The following is an 18,505-nucleotide window of genomic DNA, read 5'->3' as shown; positions in this document are numbered from 1 at the left end:
AGCCTTCCTGCGGTAGAGCCATCCCCGATCCGCAACACATTCTAACTTCTAAATTCTTTCCATCCCCTTGGATACCGACACATCCTTTTTGATAGCCTTAAGATTGGTTGACACGATCACCTTTGCGAGAGTTAACTCAAGGTAAGCTCTAGGGTCGGATGCGTGACCCACAGCTTTGAACGGCGCCCTTCTGGCACGAGTTTTTTGGTTACCCGTATGGAATGAATCTATCGGAGTGACCAATGAACCTGTTGTTTTTCCGTGAGTTCTATCTGAAAGTTCTGCTATCTGCGTGGTTGGTCATTGTGGCTATGCTGGCGATGCAGCTCAGCCTGAATGTACTGAAATTCAAGTCGCTGGTGGGGCAGGCGACGGCCTCTCAGATGCAGGTCGTCGGGTCCACAATCGAGGCAAGCGTTCTACGCGCCGAGCAGGTCGGACTAGCGATCGAAGAGATCGTCGGTCTTCAGCCTCTGATTGAGCGCGAGGTCGAAAAAGATCCCACCATTTCGCGGATCATCGTTGTGTCGCCCACGGGCCGCCCGCTGGTGCAATCCGATGCCGAAGGTCTGCCCGAAGGCGACCGTGCCGCGGTTCTGCGGCGCATCTTTTCGGTCAGCGAACAGGAAAGCGCGATTGATCGCGGGGACTGGATTTATTCGGGCCGGACGCTGCTCGATTCCTCGGGGATCGTGATGGGCGCGGTGATCCTGATGGCGCGGTCGGACGTGGCGATGGCGTCAACAGCGACCGTACGCGGCAACCTTCTGGACAATTACGGGCTGATCTTCGGGCTGGTGGCAGCCGCGCTGATCCCCTTGGTGGTCTATATGTTCCGCGATGTGGGCGCGATTTATGGCCTGCTGCAACAGGCCCCGCTGCGCGGCACCGTCACCGGCACCCACACGGGCGAGGCCGGAATGCTGGCCCGCGATCTTGAGGCCGGAAATGCAGAATACGCGCAGGCCGAAAGCGACCTCTCGACCATGCAGGAGGCCACCCGATGACCACCGCACGCAAAGGTCTAGAGGTCAGTCTGGGGCGCCGGCTTTTTCTGGTGACGGCCCTGTCGATGCTGGTGGCCGCGGCGCTCAGCATCCTGACGACGATCACCCAGTACGAAAACCAGCTCCAGCCCTTTATTCTGGCCAAAACCGAAAGTGTCGCCCTGAAGGTGCGCAATGACATCGAATATGCGCTGTCCATCGGCGTGCCCTTCGACAAACTGCGCGGGGTCGACAAGTTCGTCTCGGACCTGACCGAGGTGCATCCCGAACTCAGCCTGATCGAGGTTCAGCCCGGCCCGATGCCCGTAGGTGCGGACGGCACAGCGGCAGAGCCCGATACCTTTGCCGCCAGCCTGCTGCACGGATCGAACGCGGTGCTGGCTATTGTCTCGGGCCAGACCTATGGCGCGACCCAAGCCACCGCCGAGATTATGTACGAGGGCCAAGCCGTGGGCCACGTCATCGCCCACACCGACCCCGCCTATGTGGTCGCACAGATGCAGAGCGTGTTTTTCGACTCGGTCGTGATCCTGATGGCGGTGACCTTGGTGGCGGTCGAAATCGTCGTTGTGCTGACCGGATTCAGCATCACCGAGCCCCTGCGCAAGGTCGAGCGCGCCATCCGCCTGCGCGCCTTGGGCGATCTGGGCCTCTATGAGAATTCCGCCCGCGATACGCTGCCCAAACGGTTTATTGACGGCCTGAATGCGATGAATGACGCCTTGGCCGACCAAGTCGCCGCCCTGCGTCAAGCGGGCGTGCGGATGGTCGATCATCTGGCCGAACGCTATTATCTGGACCGCCGCGTGGTCCCGTCCGAGGCGACCATCATCGACGCCCGCATCCCGCTGTTTGTGTTCTGCGTGGCCGAAGAGTTGCAGAAATCCTTTTTGCCGCTGTTTGTCGCGGAATACTACCAACCGACGGATTTCTTTGAGAAAAGCATTATGGTTGGCCTGCCGATCTCTTGCTTTATGTTCGTGATTGCGGCCATCACCCCCTTTGCGGGCGGGCTGGTGGACCGGTTCGGCAACCGGCGCCTGTTTCTGGTGGGGCTGCTGCCTGCGCTGGCGGGATATGTGGGCTGCTATCTGGCGCGCAGCGCCGATGACATCGTGATTGCCCGTTCGATCACCGCGCTTGGCTATGCGATCATCACCATCAGCGCCCAAAGCTATATCGCCGCGATCCTGACCAAGGAAAACCGCGCCAAAGGCATGGCAATCTTTGTCGGGGTTCTGATGGCGGCGACCATGTGCGGCACGGCCATCGGCGGCATTCTGGCCGATTGGCTGGGGTACAAACAGGTCTTTCTGGTCTCGATCGGGCTGGCCTCTTTGGCAGGGGTGCTGGGATTTGCGATGCTGAGCCGCGATGTGGGGGCAGCGACTGCGGCCAAGAAACCGGCAGGGGCGGGCAGTGCCATCGGCACGCTGATGCGCAACAGCCGCTTTGTGCTGATCGTGCTGTTCTGCGCCATTCCGGCCAAGATCATCCTGACCGGCTTTCTCTATCTGTTCGTGCCGATCTATCTGGCCAGCCTCGAGGCCTCGCAGTCCGAAATCGGCCGGATCATGATGCTCTATTCGCTGATCATTATCCCGATCAGCCCCGTGGCCTCGCATTTTGCCGACCGGCTGAACCGCAATCTGGCCATCGTCATCGGCGCGACCATCATGTCGGGGATCGTGCTGATGGGCCTATACCAGAGCGCAACCGTGGCCGCTGTTCTGGCGGTGGTCGCTGCCCTTGGCGTGGTCCATGCGTTCATCAAGGCGCCCCTGATCGTCGCCGCAATGGAGGCCGCTGAACAAAGCCCCGACATCACCCGCACCAGTGCCCTGAGCCTGCTGCGTACCTCGGAACGGATCGGATCCGTGGCGGGGCCTGTGCTGGTGGCGGCGATGCTGGTCCGGCTGGATTATCAAACCACCGCGGCCCTGCTGGGGCTTGGGATTTCGGCAATCGGTCTGGTGATGGCGCTGATCTCGATCTTCGGATCAAAGGCGGAGGTGGCCGATGCGTAACCTTCTGATCGCCCTTGGCTTGGGGCTGGCTGCGCCCGCCCACGCCGAATTCACCGCCGAAGCGCCCGCGCAGATCGACATGGTGGTCTGGCGCGGCTGCGAAGAGGCCTGCGAAGGCTTCCGCCGCTTCTTTTCCGACCGTGATCTGCCCGTGCAGGTCAACGTGATCGACGTGGACAAGGACAAAGCGCGCTTGCCCATCGTCCAGCAGCAGATCAACGACACCAAGCCCGATCTGGTAGTCACCTGGGGCACCAGCGTGACCGACGCGATCCTTGGGAAACGGGCCGATTACGGGCGCGGCAGCCCCATCGGCGACATTCCGGCGCTGTTCATGATCGTGGCCGATCCGATCCGCTCTGACATCGTCGAAAGCTACGAGGCCAGTGGTCGTGACGCGATCACCGGCGTGCGCAACCGCGTCCCCGAAGAGACCCAGATCGCGCTTCTGAAAACCTACTTTGCGCCCACGAAAATCGGGGTGATCAACGACCCAACCGAAAGCAACTCTGCCCTGAACACCGAAGTGCTGACCAACCTTGGGCCGTCCGAGGGGTTCGAGGTGATTTCGCTCGACTATACGCTGAATGCCGATGGTCTGGCTGACCCTGCCGAAATTCCGGCGCTGATGGCACAGCTCAAGGCGGAGGGGGCGGACGCGATCTATGTGGGGTCCAGCAGCTTTAACCTCGAAAACCGCGATGCGTTTACCAGCGCGGCGATCGACCAGCGGCTGCCCGTTTTCACCGCCTATGCGCAGATGGTTCAGGACAGCAAAGCCCTGATGGCCGTCGCAAATGCCTATGCCAATGTGGGCAAACTGGCCGCCGCGCAGGCCCGCAAAATTCTGCTGGACGGAGCTGATCCGGCAACGCTTCCGATTGTTTCGCTCGACCGGTTCTCGGTGTTCATCAACGCCGATACCGCCAAGGCGCTCGACCTTTATCCGCCAATCCAGCTGATCAACATCGCCGAGGTAGTCCGACAATAGGGACACAGCGGCGCGCCGGCATGCCTCGGGGGAGGAAAGCACGCATGGACGCACTGAAGGCAAAAATTTCTGATGATGCGCCCATGGGGATCTACCTCAAGGGGGATCGCGCCGCGTATCGCGCCCTGCGCAATGCGTTCAACGGTGGGCAGACGGCCTATCGTGCGCTATCCGAGACCGCTGAATCCCTGCTGGACCGCGAACTGCAAGCCGCCGATGTGGCCGCGTGGGGACGGCTCGAGGAAGAGGCAGGTCAGTGCCTGCGCGACAAGTCCAAGGATCTGGAGATTTTCTGCTGGTACGTGGCCGCGCGCATCCACCTGAAGGGCGCGCTGGAAAACACCGCCGCCGCCTTGGGCGCTCTGACCGATCTGGTGGAAACCGACTGGGACGCCCTGCATCCCATCCCGCCCGAAGATAAACTTGGCGCCTCGGATGACGCGGGCCGCAAGAAAGAGATCGACGCAGGCAAGTTGCGGGTGTTCCTGCAGCTCGTGGGCGAGGTGCCCGGTGGGGGCCTACTGAGCCTGCCGCTGACCAATATGCCGCTTTTCGGCGATGTCACCTATGGCGCGATGCTGTCCGCCGAAAAGGGCGAGGGGATTACCAGCCTGAGCGGCGCGATGGCGGCGGCTGTGGGCGGCGATGCCATCGGCCTGACCGCACGGATCGAGGCGTTGCAGGCCCTGTTGGCCCATGCGAACCGCCTGAACGCTGCCCTCAGGCCCATCGCGGGGTCTTGTGGGGAAACCCCGGTGCCCGTGTCCCATCTGACCAAACAGATCGAGGATATCTTGCGGCTGCTGCGCCAACTGACCGACGGGGCGGGATTGCCTTGGCCGGGCAGCGAAGCACCCGAAGAAACCCCCGCCGAACAGGACACCGCCCCCGCGCCCCAAGAGGCCAGCGCAGACACCCCGACCGCCCCGCACGCCGCTGCAGGCTTTGCGATCCCCGTTGGTGCGCCTGAAAACCGCGAGGCCGCCTTGGACGCGCTGGCGGAACTGGCCCGCTATTTCCGCCGGACCGAGCCCCAATCGCCCATCCACCTGATGCTGGACCGCGCCGTCCGCTGGGGCCGGATGTCGATCGTCGAGCTTTATGCCGAATTGTTGGGCGAGGGCAGCGACAGCTTTAATCGGATGTCGGTCATGACCGGCGTCGAAAGCTATGACTACACGGGCAAAACCGGCCGCCCCAAGCCCGCCAAACGCGCCGATCTGCCGGAACTGTCGCGCTATGACGCGCCGCCTCAGGTCACGCCGCCAGTGCGGATGCCCGATCCCGAACCCGTTCCCGAAATTACCCCGTCCGTATCGGAAGAGACAGCCTCCGACGCGGCACCCGCCGACCCAGAAACGGAAACCAAGGACCTGCCGATGCGCAGCTTCGAATGGTGACCGGCCCCAAACCCGAACGATTCAACACACGAGGTAAGACATGGCTATCTACATGAAGCTCGACAAGCTCGACACCATTGCAGGGGCGGCAACCGTTCCCGATGTGGGCGGCAAAAAAGGCCTGATGGCGGTCGATAATGTGACTTTCGGCGCAGGACGCCCCATCGGCATCGTCGTAGGGTCGTCCACCCACGCGGAAACCGGTCAGGTCGATCTGTCCGATGTCAGCGTGGCGCGCACCTGTGACGGGGCCTCGCCCTTTATCCAGACGTTCTTTTTCCAGCCCGGCGGCAATGGCCGGACCATTGATTTCGTCATCACCAAAGCCGACCGCAAAGGCGCGGGCATGGTGCCCTCGATGATCATCACCCTCGAGGAAGCGCGCCTGACCAGCTACTCGCTGTCGGCCTCTTCGGCGCAGCCCGCCGAGAACTACTCCATCGCGTACACCTCGATCGCCATCGCCCACTACAACGAAGAGGACAACGGCGAGATCAAGAAGGGCGACACCATCAAGTTCGACCTTGCCACCGCCAAGCTCGTCTCGGCGGCCAAGCTTCCGTAACCGACCCAGCAGGAGACTAACCCATGGCACTCAATGCCCAACAGAAACGGGTCAGCAAGAACCGCGTCAGCATCACATACGATGTCGAGACCGGCGGTGCGATGCAGACCAAAGAGCTGCCTTTCGTTATCGGCATGATCGGCGGCTATTCCGGCGACCGCACCGATCGCGAACCGATGGAGGACCGCACCTTCTATTCGGTGGACAAGGACAACTTTGATCAGGTGATGACCCGCGTCGGCCCGCGCCTGACCTACAAGGTCGAGAACAAGCTTCAGAACGACGGCTCGGAATTCGAGGTCGATCTGGATTTCAAATCCATGAAGGACTTCGAGCCCGACGCCATCGTGGAAAAGGTCGAGCCCCTGAAAAAGCTGGCGAAAACCCGCGAACAGCTGATGACCCTGCTGTCCAAGGCCGACCGATCCCGCGATCTGGAAAAGCTGCTCAAGGACATCCTGCAGGATCAGGACGCGATCAAGGCGCTCGGTGAGGAGCTTGGCGTGAACACCGGAGGAAACGAATAATGTCGGAAACCGAAGCACAAGGCGGCGGCGCAGCCGCGGCCACGGAAACCGTCAGCCTGCTGGATCAGGCGCTGGCGGCGACCTCGAGCACGCCTCAGGACACGACCAAGGAGCTTCTGTCGGTGCTAACCGAACAGGCGATGTCCGGTCAGGTCGTCTGGGACAAGAACGTCGGCGAAACGATCAAAAAGGCGGTGGCCAAGATCGACGAGCTGATGTCGAAACAGATGTCCGCTGTCATGCAAGAGGACAAGTTCCGCCGCCTCGAGGGATCATGGCGTGGCCTGCAAAAGGTCGTCCGCGAGAGCGACATCGGCGCAACCCAGAAAATCCGTCTGGTCGATTTCAACAAGGAAGAGCTGCTGGAGCAGTTCGAGGATGCCCCCGCCGTGGACCGCAGCCCCTTGTTCGACGCTCTATACCAGAGCGAATTCGGCACCGCCGGGGGTGAACCCTATGGCGCGCTGATCGGCGACTATTACTTTGGCTACGGGGACGAGGACGTCGCGACCCTGACCTACATGGCCGAGGTTGCCGCCGCCTGTCACGCGCCCTTTGTGGCCGCTGCCGGCAACGAGATGTTCGACTTTGACAGCTACGAGCGTTTTGACGAAGGGCGTCCCGTGGCCGCCGGTTTCGACAGCCCGCTCTATGCCGGTTGGAACGCCTTCCGGGACAGCGACGACAGCCGCTATGTGGCCCTGACGCTGCCCAGTACACTAGCCCGTTTGCCCTATGGGAAAAACGGCCTGAAGGCCAAATCCTTTGACTATCAGGAACTTGAGACCGACAGCGAAGGCAACCAGCGCCCCGCCGACAACTCGGAACTGGTGTGGTCGAACGCCGCCTATGAAATGGCGCTCAAGATGAACCAGGCGTTCACCGCTTATGGCTGGTGCACCGCGATCCGTGGCCTCGAGAACGGCGGCAAAGTCGAAAACCTGCCCAACCTGACCTTCAAGTCCGACGCAGGCGACATCCAGCAGCAATGCCCCTGCGAGGTGAACCTGACCGACGAGCGTGAAAAGGAACTGTCGGATTTGGGCTTCTTGCCGCTGGTTCACTACAAGAACAGCAACTACGGCGTGTTCATCGGCAGCCAGACCACCCAGCGCCCGAAAACCTACACGGATACCAATGCCACCGAGAATGCCGCGATTTCGGCCCGCCTGCCGTATATCATGGCCTCGAGCCGCATTGCCCATTACCTGAAGGTCATCGGCCGCGACAAACTGGGCTCGAACCTCGAGGCGCCGGATATCCAGCGTGATCTGCAAGCGTGGATCGACCAGTACACCAACTCTGGTGCGATGGGGAACGACGAGCGGTCCAAGACCCCGCTGGCCGAAAGCAAGATCGAAGTGGTCGAACAGCCCGGACGTCCCGGCGCCTATTCGGCTGTCGCCTACCTGCGCCCGTGGTTGCAACTCGAAGAGCTGCACACCTCGGTCCGTATGGTCACCAAGATCCCCGGCGGCTGAGGCATATGGCAATGGTCGATCTGGACACCGATATGGATCAGGGCACGGCAGAGATTGTCGCGCGGCTTCTGGCGGAATGCCGGGACACTGCGGGCTTTCGCGCGCGCCTTGGCCGTATGATTGTCGGGATCGACCAGACGCTGTCCGACCAGCTGACCGCAATCATCGACGCTCCGCCCTTTGCTGCCCTCGAGGCGGCGTGGCGGGGCGTTTCCTCTGTGGTCCACGAGGCCGCAGGCGCCACCGATATCAAAATCCGCCTCTTTGACATGTCCTGGGCCGAGGTCAGCCACGATCTGAACAGCGCCAGCAGCGACCGGCAGACGGTTCTGTACCGCAACATCGGCCTCAAGGAGCTGGAGACCCCCGGCGGTCAGCCCTTTGGACTGGTGCTGGTGGATCACGGACTGTCGATGGACATCGACACCGACTATGACGAATTCTACACCGCGCAGCTTTTGTGCGCGTTGGGGGAGAACTGCGCCTGTCCCGTGGTCATGGGCGTCGACCGCGATTTCTTTGGCGAGGATGACGCCGCCTGGATGAGCGATCTGCGCCGCATCGGCAGCATTCTGGGCTCTGACGATTACGAGGGCTGGCACCGGCTGCGGCAAATCCCTTCGGCGCGGTTTCTGGGGCTGGTCTGGCCCGATGTGCTGGCCCGTGGCCGCTATCAGGACTTGGATATCGGCTTCCGGTTCATGCAGCGGCCATCCTCTTCCGAGGGGCTGTGGCAGTTGGGGATCTACAGCTTTGCCCGCACCGTGGTGGCCGAATACCGGCGCTGCGCGTGGTTCGGGTTCCTGAAGCTGATCGGCGACCGCACAGGGCAGGGCGCGGTCTTGGGGGCTGACACCAGCCCCGTTCCCGCCGCCACCCATCGCCCCGCCGTGGGCCGCACCCGCGCCACCCACGGCGTTGGCCGCTTCTTGTCCGAGGCCGGGTTCATCCCCTTGTGCGAGAGCACCAAATCCCATTCCCTCTATTTCGTGGGCAATCGTTCGGTGTGTGACACCCGCGCCAACCCCGCGGCCGAGGTTCTGACCCAGATCCAGTCGGTCCTGATCGCTTGCCGCATGGTCCATTACATCAAGGTCCAGATCCGCGCCCTGATCGGCCAAATCAAAACCGCCAGCGAATGCGAATTGGTTCTGAACAACTGGCTCCAGAACTATTGCTCGAACCTCGCCGAGGCCGCGCCGGAAATTCTGGCGAAATATCCCCTGCGCGATGCCCGCGTCTCGGTCTCTGACATGGCCGGAGAGCAGGGCCGTTTCGCCTGCGATATCCTGATCAAGCCCCAATACCAGATCGACCACATGGTCTCTGAAATCCGGCTGGCCACCGAATTGGGCGCCCCGTCGGCAAGGGGGGCGTCATGAGCTTTGCCCGCACCTTTCTGACCGAGCATCTGAGCAGTTCCGATCAGGATGGCATCGGCCTGCATGTGGAACAGATGCTCGAGGCCGTGGCCCCCGAATGGCCCGTGCCCGACAGTCTGCCCCATGTGCGGGCCTCGAACTTGTGTTTCGGAGTGCCGATGAACTGGGCCCTGAACGATGCCGACCGTCAACAGCAGGTATGCCGGACCCTGCGCCGCAAGCTTGACCAGTTCGAACCCCGTTTGCTGTCGGTCCAACAGGTCTCGATGCAAGAGGACGAGGCCGGCAATATCGTCAGCTTTGTCATCCGCGCCGAGGTCCGCATCGGCGACACCGACGAAGGGATCGAGCTGCAAACCCGCCTGTCGCTGTTCGATCAGCAGGTCGAGGGGGACAGCCTATGAACCCCTTCCTGCAATATTACGAGACCGAACTCGACTATATGCGCCGCTCCTTCGAGGCGTTCGAAAAGGCGAACCCCCAGCAGGCGCGGGCCTTGGGGATTTCAGCGGGGCGCAGCCATGACCCCGATTTGCAGCGCATTGCGGACAGCTTTTCCCTGATGGCGGCGCGGCTGCACCAGCGGCTGGACAACACGCGGTCAGAGATTTCGCTGGACCTGATGCGGCTGGTTTGCCCGGGGTTCCTGTTGGGGGCTCCCAGCTATGGGCCAGTGGCGGTGGACGCGGCGGGACTAGAGGGGCCGGTGCGGATCACCCGTGGCACTGCCGTCTATCACGACGAAGACGCCAAAGCCCAAAGCCGCTTTTCCGTGGCCCGCGATGTGCAGGTCGCGCCGGTGCGACTGAGCGCCCTTCGTGTCGAAACCACGCCCTTTTCCTTTGACCTGCCCGATGGGGCCAAGGGCGGGGACGCCGCCCTGTGCCTGACCCTAGAAAGCGCGGATGGCGAAACGCCCCTGTCCGAACTGCTGACGGGCGGACTGGAACTCTATGTCGCTGCCGAAGGGCGCAAGAACGGCCGGATTTGCAACGCCTTGGCCGGTGGCTGCCTGAACGGCGCGCTAGAGGGCGGCGCGCAGGCTACCATGCGCCCCGTTTTGGAGCACCGCGACACCGCCCATCTGCCGGTCTTCCTGACCCAGTCCGAGGGGCTGGAAATCCTGCGCGATTACCTGTGCTATCCCGACAAGGGCGCCTTTTTCGATCTGGCCGCGACGTTCCCCGAGGCTCCGAAAACCGAAATCCGCCTGTTCCTGACCGCGCAGCATGGCAGCCAGATAAGCGACCTGCGCCAAGGCGATCTGGCGCTGAATATCGTCCCGTGCCTCAACCTGTTTCAAGCCTCGTCCGAGCCGCTGCGTTATGACTACACCCGCGACCGCATTCCGGTCTCGGCGCTGCGGGAAACCACTGCGCCGCTGTCGATCCTGCGGGTGGACGACCTGTTCGAACTAACCGCCGAGGGCGAACGCCGCTTGCCCGAGATTTTCGATGCCCCACACATGGCGGGCACCAGCGATGTCCATTGGCAAGAGCGCCACGTCATCGGCGAAATGGACCCGAACCGCCGCGAGCTGTCCTTTTCTGCGGGGCGCGCAGGGGCCCGTGATCTGGATTTCGTGGCGACGCTTTATTGTTCGAACGGCGTGCATGGGGACCGTCCGCGCCCCAACGCGCCCGCCCGCATCGACCGCGCTGGCGTGGCCATCGCCCGCTTTGCCAAAGAGCCCACCGCCTGCGTGCCGCCCCGCTTGGAGGCCAGCTGGCAGTGGGATATCCTTGCGCTGGTCAACGGCAATTTCGGAGCCATCCTAGAAGAATCGAACCCCGCCGAAACCCTGCGCCTCGTCCTGCATCTGTGTGCGCCCACCGGCTATTCCGCCTGCGCCGAGGCGATCGTCGAGGTCACCCGCGATTTCGGCACCGCCCCCGTCCAAGTGGGCCGGAACGTCATTCTGGCCACCGGATCGCTGGTCGAGATCGTGCTCGATCTGGAAAGCCTGCCTGTCCCCGAGCATATCTTTGCCCGCGTTCTTGACCGCTTTTTGTGCAGCTTTGTCAGCTACGACCGGTTCATCGAGCTCAGCATCCGCGCAAGGGGCGAGGCCAAGCCCATCATCCGCTTCCCCCGCCGCCACGGCAGTCAGGTGGCCGCATGACCCATATTCTGGATGATATGACCCCACTGCAGGCCCTGCGCACCGATGTGCCAGCCTTTGGCCGTGCCTTGGCTGCGGACCAGCGCGATCCGGCGCCGTTCGGGTCCACGGCCCTAGCCGATGCGGGCAGCCACGCGCCCCAGTCCCACACCGATGCCTTTGCCCTGTCGATGAACGGTTTGCGCAGCATCGACGGTGGTCTGCCCGACTACCTGCTCGAGGAAATGTTCCGCAGGCTGAATGCGGGGGACCGGTCGCTCTATGATTTTCTGGGGATGTTCGACCGGCGGCTGACCGACCTGAAGCTGGCGGTCGAACGGCAGGCCATTCTGGTGGCCGAGCAGGACGCAGGTGCCTCGGGTCCGGGTTTGCTGCCACTGATCGCCAGACTGTCGGGCGGGCGGACCAGTGCCCTGTCCCTGATCCCCGAACTACTGTCGAAAAGCCGCGGTCTGGACGGGCTGCGCCGCGCCCTGTCGTGGTGGACCCGCCGCGAGGTTCGGGTCAGCGCCGATTTCGACCGCCCCACGCCCGTCGACGAAAGCTGCCGCACCACCCTTGGGTCGCAAAGCGCAGCCTTGGGGCGCGGGACGCTTCTGGGCAAGTTCGGCCACACCGCCCAAGGCCGCATCGAGATCGAGGTCCTGTGCCCCGACCGCGCCAGCTTTGAAACGCTTCTGGCCGATGACCGGATGATCGAGGGCTTCTGGCAGATCCTGCAGGCGATCCTGCGCGATCCGGCTCCGTTCTCGGTCTATGCGGTCATCCCCCGCGAGGCCATCGGCGCCCCCAAACTGTCCGCACACCGCGGGCAGGGCACGCGCCTTGGTCAGTACAATTGTCTGGGTCTGTCACGACCCCAAGGAAAAACCACCCGCATCAAACTCACGAACAGCGCCGCGGCCGCATAACAGGGAGTCCCCGTCATGGTTCAGCTTGTCAAACTGGTGAACAAACTATCCCCGCAACTGCGCAATGCGCTGGAAAACGCGGTCGGAGAGGCGGTCAAGCGCAAGACCCCCACGGTCGAGGTGCCGCACTGGCTGTTCCACGCCATCTTCGGCGGAGACAGCGAACTGGCCTCTCATCTGGAGCGTCAGGGCGTGAACCTGTCGGATCTGCAATCCGAGCTGGAGCGTCAAATGCCCCACGGCGCGGCAGGGGCGGACAGCAAGCCCACCATCTCTGGTTCGATCTCGAAGCTGCTCGAGGAGGCGTGGCTGATCGCCTCGGTCGAGCTGGGTCAGGGCGCGATCCTGCCCGAGGTTCTGGTGCTGGCGACCCTGTCTCCGAACGCTTTGGGGATGCGGACCGATGCCATCAAATCCCTGTCCGCCATTTCCACGGACAAACTGCGCGCCTTTGCCAATGAGCGGGGGGCGGGGCTGGTCACCAGCACGGCCACCGGCGGCGCGGCGCCCCGCAGTGCAGGGGGCGCGGCCGTCGAAGGGGCCTTGGCCCAGTTCACCGTGAACCTGACCCAAGCGGCGCGGGACGGGTCCTTGGATCCGGTGATGGGCCGAACCGAAGAGATTTCCAAAACCCTCGATGTGCTGCTGCGCAAGCGCCAGAACAACCCGATCCTGCTGGGCCAACCCGGTGTCGGCAAAACCGCCATCGTCGAAGGTTTGGCCCAAAAGATCGTTGCAGGCGATGTACCAGAGCAGCTGCAGGGGGCGGAACTATTGAGCCTCGATATGGGGCTGCTCCAAGCTGGGGCCAGCGTCAAAGGCGCGTTCGAAGAGCGGCTGAAGAATGTGCTGGCCGAGGTGAAAGCCTCGGAAACGCCGATCCTGATGTTCATCGACGAGGCCCACACCATGATCGGGGCGGGCGGGGCCGAAGGGCAGAACGATGCGGCGAACCTGCTGAAACCTGCCCTCGCGCGCGGGGAATTCCGCACCGTCGCTGCGACCACCTATGCCGAATACAAGAAGTACTTCGAGAAAGACCCCGCGCTGTCCCGCCGGTTCCAGCCCATCAACGTGGACGAACCCAAGCCCGACGCCGCCGTGAACATCCTGCGCGCAGTGTCCGACAACCTGTCCCGCCACCACAACGTTCTGGTGCAGGAAGAGGCGATCAAGGCCGCCGTCGATCTGTCCGTCCGCTTCATGCCCGCACGGCGCCTGCCGGATAAGGCGATCAGCCTGATGGACACGGCCTGCGCACGCGTGGCCCTGTCCCAGCACAGCCGTCCCCAGCAGATCGAGTTCCTGGAGGAGCAGCTCCATTTTGCCGAGGTCGAATTGGACCGCGCCACCAAAGATGCCAAGCAGTTCGGGCACGCGGACTTCGACGGTTCGGACATGGAGGGCAACATCGTCGAGCTTCGCGCCGATCTGGCCAGCCGCGTTGCCACATGGGAGGCCGAGAAAGATCTGGTGGAAAGCCGCCTTGCCGCTGCCCGCGCCGCGCTGGAGGAGGAGGGCGAGACCATCGACGCCCCCGCCATCGACCCCGATCACAAGGACGAGTTCGTGTTCCCGTGGGTGACCGCAGCCACCGTGGCCGCCGTGGTCTCGGACTGGACGGGCGTTCCCGTCAGCAGTCTGGAAAGCAGCGAGGCGCAGCGCCTGCTGACGTTGGAAAACACCCTGAAACAGCGGGTTCTGGGCCAAGACAGCGCCATCGAGGCCATCGCCCGCAGCCTGAAAATCAGCCGCGCTGGTCTGACTGACACGCGCAAACCCATCGGGGTTTTCCTGATGTGCGGGCCGTCGGGCGTAGGCAAAACCGAAACCGCGCTGGCCATCGCCGAGCAGGTTTTTGGCGGCGAGGATGCCATCACCACCATCAACATGACCGAGTTCAAAGAGGCGCATAAATCCTCGATGCTGCTCGGCGCGGCCGCTGGCTATGTCGGCTATGGCAAGGGCGGCGTTCTGACCGAAGCGATCCGGCGCAAACCCTATAGCGTGCTCTTGCTGGATGAGATGGAAAAAGCGCACCCCGCGATCCACGACATCTTCTTCCAGATTTTCGACAAGGGGCACATCAGCGACAGCGAAGGCACCGATGTCGACTTCCGCAACACGATCATCATCATGACCTCGAACGCCGGGGGCGAGGAAATCCGCGACTATATCGACAGCTGCGACCACGACCCCACCTCCGAGGAACTGACCGCCAATCTGCGGCCGCAACTGCTGAACTTCTTTAGCCCCGCGTTCATTGGCCGGACCGAGGTGATCGCCTATCGCCCGCTGAACGCCGAAGTGGGTGGCAAGCTGACCGAAATCCACCTGAACCGCATCAAGAAACGCATCGCAGCCCAGTACGGGGCCAGCTTTGACTGGGATCAGAGCTTTGTCGATTACGTGGTGTCGGCCAACAACGATCCCCTCAGCGGTGGTCGCGCGCTGGAGCAGGTGATCAACAAAAACTTCCTGCCCCGTCTGGCCGAAGCCTGCATCCAGCAGGTGATCGACGGCGGCGCGCTGGAATCCATCCGCGTGGGTCACAACGGAAGCGAGGTCACACTTGAGATGGCCTGAGCTTCATATCTGGGCCTTGGTGCTGGGGGCGCTGGTTCTGCCGGCGTCCGCGCAGACGCGCGATCCCATACGGCTGGCCACGCAGAACCTTCCGCCCTACCACATGCTGGTGGACGGGCAGATCAAGGGCGTGGCCTTTGACCGCGTGACCTGCGCGTTGGACCGCATGGGCCAGCCCTATGAAATCATCATGATGGACTGGTCCCAAGCGCAGCTCATGACCCAAACCGGCGAGGTCGAAGGCTTTTTCGCGGGCTCCCCGAATAAGGCCCGCGCGGCCTATGCCACCCCCTCTGATCCGGTGATCACCGAAAATCTGGCGTGGTACATGATGCCCGGCCGCACCATCGACCCGACCAGCGAGGCCGACAAGGTCAGCGCCCGCTACAGCGCCAAATTCGCCACCAGCAAATGGCTGGGCCTGAAGCGCGACGGCTACAACGTGATCAAGAAACCCCGCGATGCCGAGGCGCTACTGAACATGCTGCGCAAGGGCGATATCGACGTGGCTTTGGAATACGAGATGATTTTCCAGTACTACATGGATCAGGCCAAGATGGATGCGGACGATCTGATCAAGATCCCCAGCACCCCCCAATCGAACATGGTCCATTTCTCGAACATTTTTCTGGCTGCGAACCCTCTGTTTCTGGGGCGGTTCAACAGCTTTCTCGCGATCTGCAAGGAAGGTGGGAAATGACAGTAAGCATCCAGTTGATCCGCATCCCTGACGGTGAGTCCGTGATCCACCGGGAATACTATGCCGCCGATCTGCCCTTTGTGATCGGGCGGGAATTCGACTGCGATCTGGTGCTGCCCGATCAGGACCGCCAGATTTCCCGCCAGCACGCCGAATTGCGCCTGAACGATGCGGGCAAGCTGGTGGTCCTGGACCGCTCCACCAACGGCACCACCCTGAACGGCAAAGACCTGTGGAAGGGCGACGAAAGCCCGCTGGCCGACGGCGACCGCGTCAAGATCGGCGGGTACGAGCTGCTGTTCGGCATTTCCCACAAGGGCAAGGCCGAGGCCGCTCCGCCCCCCGAGAACAAGAAAAACGGCGCGGTGCCCAAGAAGCCCTTTAGCCTGCATGGGGTGAACGGGTCGATCAATTTCGGCACCCTTTATCCAGAGCCCGAAACCCCGCCCGAAGAGGATGATCCCGCCGATTTCACCACCGGCGGCGTCGATCTGGAAAGCGAACTGTTGTTCGACCCCTTTGCCGAGGGGCCTGAACTGGACGAACGCGCGGCCAAGCCCAAGAACGGCACCCATTACGCCGACCCCGAGGTCGAGGACGTGCGACCCATGCCGTTTGACAGCTCGACCCTTGATGCCCAGAGCGCGCTGCCACCGCGGCCTGTAATCCACCAGACCGGCTGGCTGGTCGCCCCCGACCGCGAGGCCAACGAAGCGGCCATCGAAACCGCGGTCGAGCGGCTACTTGCGCTGGTCGATCCGGCGGCGCTGGAAAGCGAGTACCGCGAATTTCTGGGGCCGTTTTCCCGCACAGGCCGCCGCTTCTGGAAAATCCACAAGCGCATGTTCGCCCGCAAGCGCGACAGCGGGGAATACGTGCGCCTGTTCAAAGCAATTCTGGCAGAGGAGATAAAGAAAAGATGACCCTCCAGCAGACCAAACGCGTCCTGCCATTTCTGGCGCTGGCGATCTGGGGGCTGACAGGCTGTGCCCCCAAGCCCGAAGATCCCATGCCCGTCAACAAAACGCTGGTGGTTACCGCTGGCTCCAACGTGAACCAGTATTCCGATGTGGCCCATCCGGTGGTGATCCGCCTGTATCAGCTGTCCAGTCGCACCGAATTCGAGGCCGCGAATTTCTGGGATATCTTCAACAACTCCGAGACTTTGGCCGGTGTGGTGATCGACCGCCGCAGCCTGTCGCCGCTTTATCCCGATGAAAAGCGCCTGGTCGCGCTCGATCTGGAAAAGGATGCGTTCTACCTCGGGGCGTTTGCGGAGTTTGCGGATTACGAACAGCAGGCCTTTGCGGATGTGGTCCCGATCAGCGCCGGCATTCTGGATGCGGGCGTGACGGTCACGGTGACCTCGGGCGGGGTGGCGATCAAATACCGCCAAGAGGACATGGACCCCGACAACCCCAAACCCAAGAAAAAGGGCCTGTTTGCCGCGGTGAAGGGGATCTTTGCGGGGGGCAGCAAATGAGCCTTGTGCGCAACGTCGTCTGGTCCGAGGGCATGTTCATCGCCCCCCAGCATTTCCAGCAGTTCGACCGGTCCCTTCGGGCCTATGCCGAGGGGCTGGCGCGTCTGGATGCGTGGGGCGACGACTATGGCTTTTCGATGCTGGAGCTGAACGCCGAACATCTGGCGATCGGCAAGCTGTCGGTGCGCCGTGCGTCCGGTCTGCTGCCCGACCGGACCTATTTTGAGCTGGACGCCGAACAGAGCCTCGATATCCGCGATGGCACGGTGGAAAAGACCGTCTATCTGGCGGTGCCGCTGGCCCGTCTGGGAACCACCCAGATCGGCGGGCGGCGGGGTGTACACCGGATGCTGAGCGAACGGGTGGACCTGCACGATCTGTCCGATCACCGCAACGAACCTATTGATGCCGAGGTCTCGACCCTCGGGGTGACGCTGCGCATCGAAGGGGACGATCTGTCGGGCTTTGCGGTGATCCCCGTGGCCCGCGTACTGGAGAAAACCGCCGAAGGGGCCGTGGTACTGGATCGCGGGTTCATCCCGCCTTCCTTGGCGATTGCGGCGTCGGACACGCTGATGGACCGGCTGGTCGATATCGTCTCGCTCGCGCGGGCGCGCGCGGCCAATACCGGCGGCCGGATCGAGGCGATCCGGTCCTCTCAAAGCCCCGGCAGTTTCCTGAGTGAACGGCTGGAGCTGGAGGCCCTGAACCGTGGCCTCTTTGCTCTGCAGAACGCGGTGGCACAGCCGGCGACTTCGGCGCGCAAGGTCTACGGGATGCTCGGGGATCTGACCGTCGCGCTAGAGGCGGCGGATGCCCAAGTGGCCGATCCGATGCTGGTTTATGATCCCCTTGATCCCGGCCACAGCTTTGACGCGCTGTTCACACGGCTGCGCAGGAAGCTGACCTTGCAGTCCGAAGCCTCGGTCGTGGCGCTGAACTGGAACACGGAACTGTTTGAAAAGCGTCGGCTTTTGCGCGTTGTCGTGCAGCCCCGCCTATTGGCAGAGGGGCGCAGGCCCGTGCTGTCGGTATCCTCGCCCTTGGGGAATGCCACGCTCCAAGAGATTGTGCCGCAGGTCTGCAAACTGGCCGGCATCACGGGCATTCCCGAACTGGTCCAGATGGGCCTGCCGGGGATCAAGCTGACCCCCCTTGGGGCCGCGCCTGCGGAACTGCGAGACAAGGATGGCGCTGCCTTTTTCGCGGTGGATACGGGATCGGTCCACTGGCAGCGCTTTGTCGAAAAGAAAGAGGCGCTGGCCATGCATGTGGATGACCGCATCCCGACGCTGACCTCGACGCTGTATCTGTTGGGGTGAT

At 62.7% G+C, this 18,505-nt stretch carries 16 protein-coding genes; all 16 read left to right on the top strand.

Translation table 11 applies throughout. The annotated features are described in order from the left end of the window. Positions 1–242: 242 nt before the first annotated feature. The 16 genes from HJ536_RS06640 to tssK are packed head-to-tail and all read left to right on the top strand — an operon-like array spanning position 243 to position 18,504. On the top strand, positions 243–1,007 hold the full coding sequence (locus HJ536_RS06640; RefSeq protein WP_177157115.1) for a hypothetical protein: 765 nt from the start codon (positions 243–245) through the stop codon (positions 1,005–1,007). Continuing rightward, the gene (locus HJ536_RS06635) at positions 1,004–3,034 is read left to right on the top strand and encodes an MFS transporter (protein WP_228028652.1); all 2,031 of its coding nucleotides are present in this window, start codon (positions 1,004–1,006) and stop codon (positions 3,032–3,034) included. The genes HJ536_RS06640 and HJ536_RS06635 overlap by 4 nt, the downstream gene beginning before the upstream one ends. Then, on the top strand, positions 3,027–4,025 hold the full coding sequence (locus HJ536_RS06630) for an ABC transporter substrate-binding protein (protein WP_177157114.1): 999 nt from the start codon (positions 3,027–3,029) through the stop codon (positions 4,023–4,025). Before HJ536_RS06635 ends, HJ536_RS06630 begins: the two co-directional genes overlap by 8 nt. A gap of 44 nt (positions 4,026–4,069) precedes the next feature. Beyond that, entirely contained in the window at positions 4,070–5,425 is a 1,356-nt protein-coding gene (locus HJ536_RS06625) for a type VI secretion system protein TssA (RefSeq protein WP_177157113.1), read from the top strand. 40 nt (positions 5,426–5,465) lie between these two features. Continuing rightward, a complete protein-coding gene (locus HJ536_RS06620; RefSeq protein WP_176856003.1) occupies positions 5,466–5,990 on the top strand; it encodes a type VI secretion system tube protein Hcp in 525 nt (174 codons plus the stop codon). 23 nt (positions 5,991–6,013) lie between these two features. Continuing rightward, the gene (tssB, locus tag HJ536_RS06615) at positions 6,014–6,517 is read left to right on the top strand and encodes a type VI secretion system contractile sheath small subunit (protein ID WP_176856002.1); all 504 of its coding nucleotides are present in this window, start codon (positions 6,014–6,016) and stop codon (positions 6,515–6,517) included. Next, entirely contained in the window at positions 6,517–7,998 is a 1,482-nt protein-coding gene (gene tssC, locus HJ536_RS06610; RefSeq protein ID WP_177157112.1) for a type VI secretion system contractile sheath large subunit, read from the top strand. Before tssB ends, tssC begins: the two co-directional genes overlap by 1 nt. Before the next feature lie 11 nt (positions 7,999–8,009). After that, a complete protein-coding gene (locus tag HJ536_RS06605) occupies positions 8,010–9,380 on the top strand; it encodes a type VI secretion system contractile sheath domain-containing protein (protein ID WP_177157111.1) in 1,371 nt (456 codons plus the stop codon). After that, on the top strand, positions 9,377–9,784 hold the full coding sequence (locus tag HJ536_RS06600) for a GPW/gp25 family protein (RefSeq protein ID WP_176855999.1): 408 nt from the start codon (positions 9,377–9,379) through the stop codon (positions 9,782–9,784). The genes HJ536_RS06605 and HJ536_RS06600 overlap by 4 nt, the downstream gene beginning before the upstream one ends. After that, entirely contained in the window at positions 9,781–11,502 is a 1,722-nt protein-coding gene (locus HJ536_RS06595) for a type VI secretion system baseplate subunit TssF (RefSeq protein ID WP_177157110.1), read from the top strand. Before HJ536_RS06600 ends, HJ536_RS06595 begins: the two co-directional genes overlap by 4 nt. Next, on the top strand, positions 11,499–12,413 hold the full coding sequence (locus HJ536_RS06590; protein WP_177157109.1) for a type VI secretion system baseplate subunit TssG: 915 nt from the start codon (positions 11,499–11,501) through the stop codon (positions 12,411–12,413). The genes HJ536_RS06595 and HJ536_RS06590 overlap by 4 nt, the downstream gene beginning before the upstream one ends. Positions 12,414–12,428: 15 nt before the next feature. Next, entirely contained in the window at positions 12,429–14,999 is a 2,571-nt protein-coding gene (gene tssH, locus HJ536_RS06585; protein ID WP_177157108.1) for a type VI secretion system ATPase TssH, read from the top strand. Next, a complete protein-coding gene (locus HJ536_RS06580; RefSeq protein WP_228028651.1) occupies positions 14,986–15,699 on the top strand; it encodes a substrate-binding periplasmic protein in 714 nt (237 codons plus the stop codon). The genes tssH and HJ536_RS06580 overlap by 14 nt, the downstream gene beginning before the upstream one ends. Then, positions 15,696–16,622: an FHA domain-containing protein gene (locus tag HJ536_RS06575; protein ID WP_177157107.1), complete on the top strand. Its 927-nt coding sequence runs from the start codon at positions 15,696–15,698 to the stop codon at positions 16,620–16,622. The genes HJ536_RS06580 and HJ536_RS06575 overlap by 4 nt, the downstream gene beginning before the upstream one ends. Then, positions 16,619–17,182 (top strand): type VI secretion system lipoprotein TssJ, encoded by a 564-nt coding sequence (tssJ, locus tag HJ536_RS06570; protein ID WP_177157106.1) that lies wholly within the window; start codon positions 16,619–16,621, stop codon positions 17,180–17,182. The genes HJ536_RS06575 and tssJ overlap by 4 nt, the downstream gene beginning before the upstream one ends. Continuing rightward, positions 17,179–18,504, top strand: coding sequence for a type VI secretion system baseplate subunit TssK (tssK, locus tag HJ536_RS06565; protein WP_177157105.1), 1,326 nt, complete (start codon positions 17,179–17,181; stop codon positions 18,502–18,504). The genes tssJ and tssK overlap by 4 nt, the downstream gene beginning before the upstream one ends. The last annotated feature ends 1 nt before the right edge of the window (position 18,505 follow it).

The sequence above is a fragment of the Donghicola mangrovi genome (genome assembly GCF_013377535.1).
GTDB lineage: Bacteria > Pseudomonadota > Alphaproteobacteria > Rhodobacterales > Rhodobacteraceae > Donghicola > Donghicola mangrovi.
This window is presented reverse-complemented; position numbering and strand designations above follow the sequence as displayed.

Coding starts and splice junctions, on each gene's coding strand:
- HJ536_RS06640 (WP_177157115.1), top strand. CDS start 243: ATGAACCTGTTGTTTTTCCGTGAGTTCTATCTGAAAGTTCTGCTATCT.
- HJ536_RS06635 (WP_228028652.1), top strand. CDS start 1,004: ATGACCACCGCACGCAAAGGTCTAGAGGTCAGTCTGGGGCGCCGGCTT.
- HJ536_RS06630 (WP_177157114.1), top strand. CDS start 3,027: ATGCGTAACCTTCTGATCGCCCTTGGCTTGGGGCTGGCTGCGCCCGCC.
- HJ536_RS06625 (WP_177157113.1), top strand. CDS start 4,070: ATGGACGCACTGAAGGCAAAAATTTCTGATGATGCGCCCATGGGGATC.
- HJ536_RS06620 (WP_176856003.1), top strand. CDS start 5,466: ATGGCTATCTACATGAAGCTCGACAAGCTCGACACCATTGCAGGGGCG.
- tssB (WP_176856002.1), top strand. CDS start 6,014: ATGGCACTCAATGCCCAACAGAAACGGGTCAGCAAGAACCGCGTCAGC.
- tssC (WP_177157112.1), top strand. CDS start 6,517: ATGTCGGAAACCGAAGCACAAGGCGGCGGCGCAGCCGCGGCCACGGAA.
- HJ536_RS06605 (WP_177157111.1), top strand. CDS start 8,010: ATGGTCGATCTGGACACCGATATGGATCAGGGCACGGCAGAGATTGTC.
- HJ536_RS06600 (WP_176855999.1), top strand. CDS start 9,377: ATGAGCTTTGCCCGCACCTTTCTGACCGAGCATCTGAGCAGTTCCGAT.
- HJ536_RS06595 (WP_177157110.1), top strand. CDS start 9,781: ATGAACCCCTTCCTGCAATATTACGAGACCGAACTCGACTATATGCGC.
- HJ536_RS06590 (WP_177157109.1), top strand. CDS start 11,499: ATGACCCATATTCTGGATGATATGACCCCACTGCAGGCCCTGCGCACC.
- tssH (WP_177157108.1), top strand. CDS start 12,429: ATGGTTCAGCTTGTCAAACTGGTGAACAAACTATCCCCGCAACTGCGC.
- HJ536_RS06575 (WP_177157107.1), top strand. CDS start 15,696: ATGACAGTAAGCATCCAGTTGATCCGCATCCCTGACGGTGAGTCCGTG.
- tssJ (WP_177157106.1), top strand. CDS start 16,619: ATGACCCTCCAGCAGACCAAACGCGTCCTGCCATTTCTGGCGCTGGCG.
- tssK (WP_177157105.1), top strand. CDS start 17,179: ATGAGCCTTGTGCGCAACGTCGTCTGGTCCGAGGGCATGTTCATCGCC.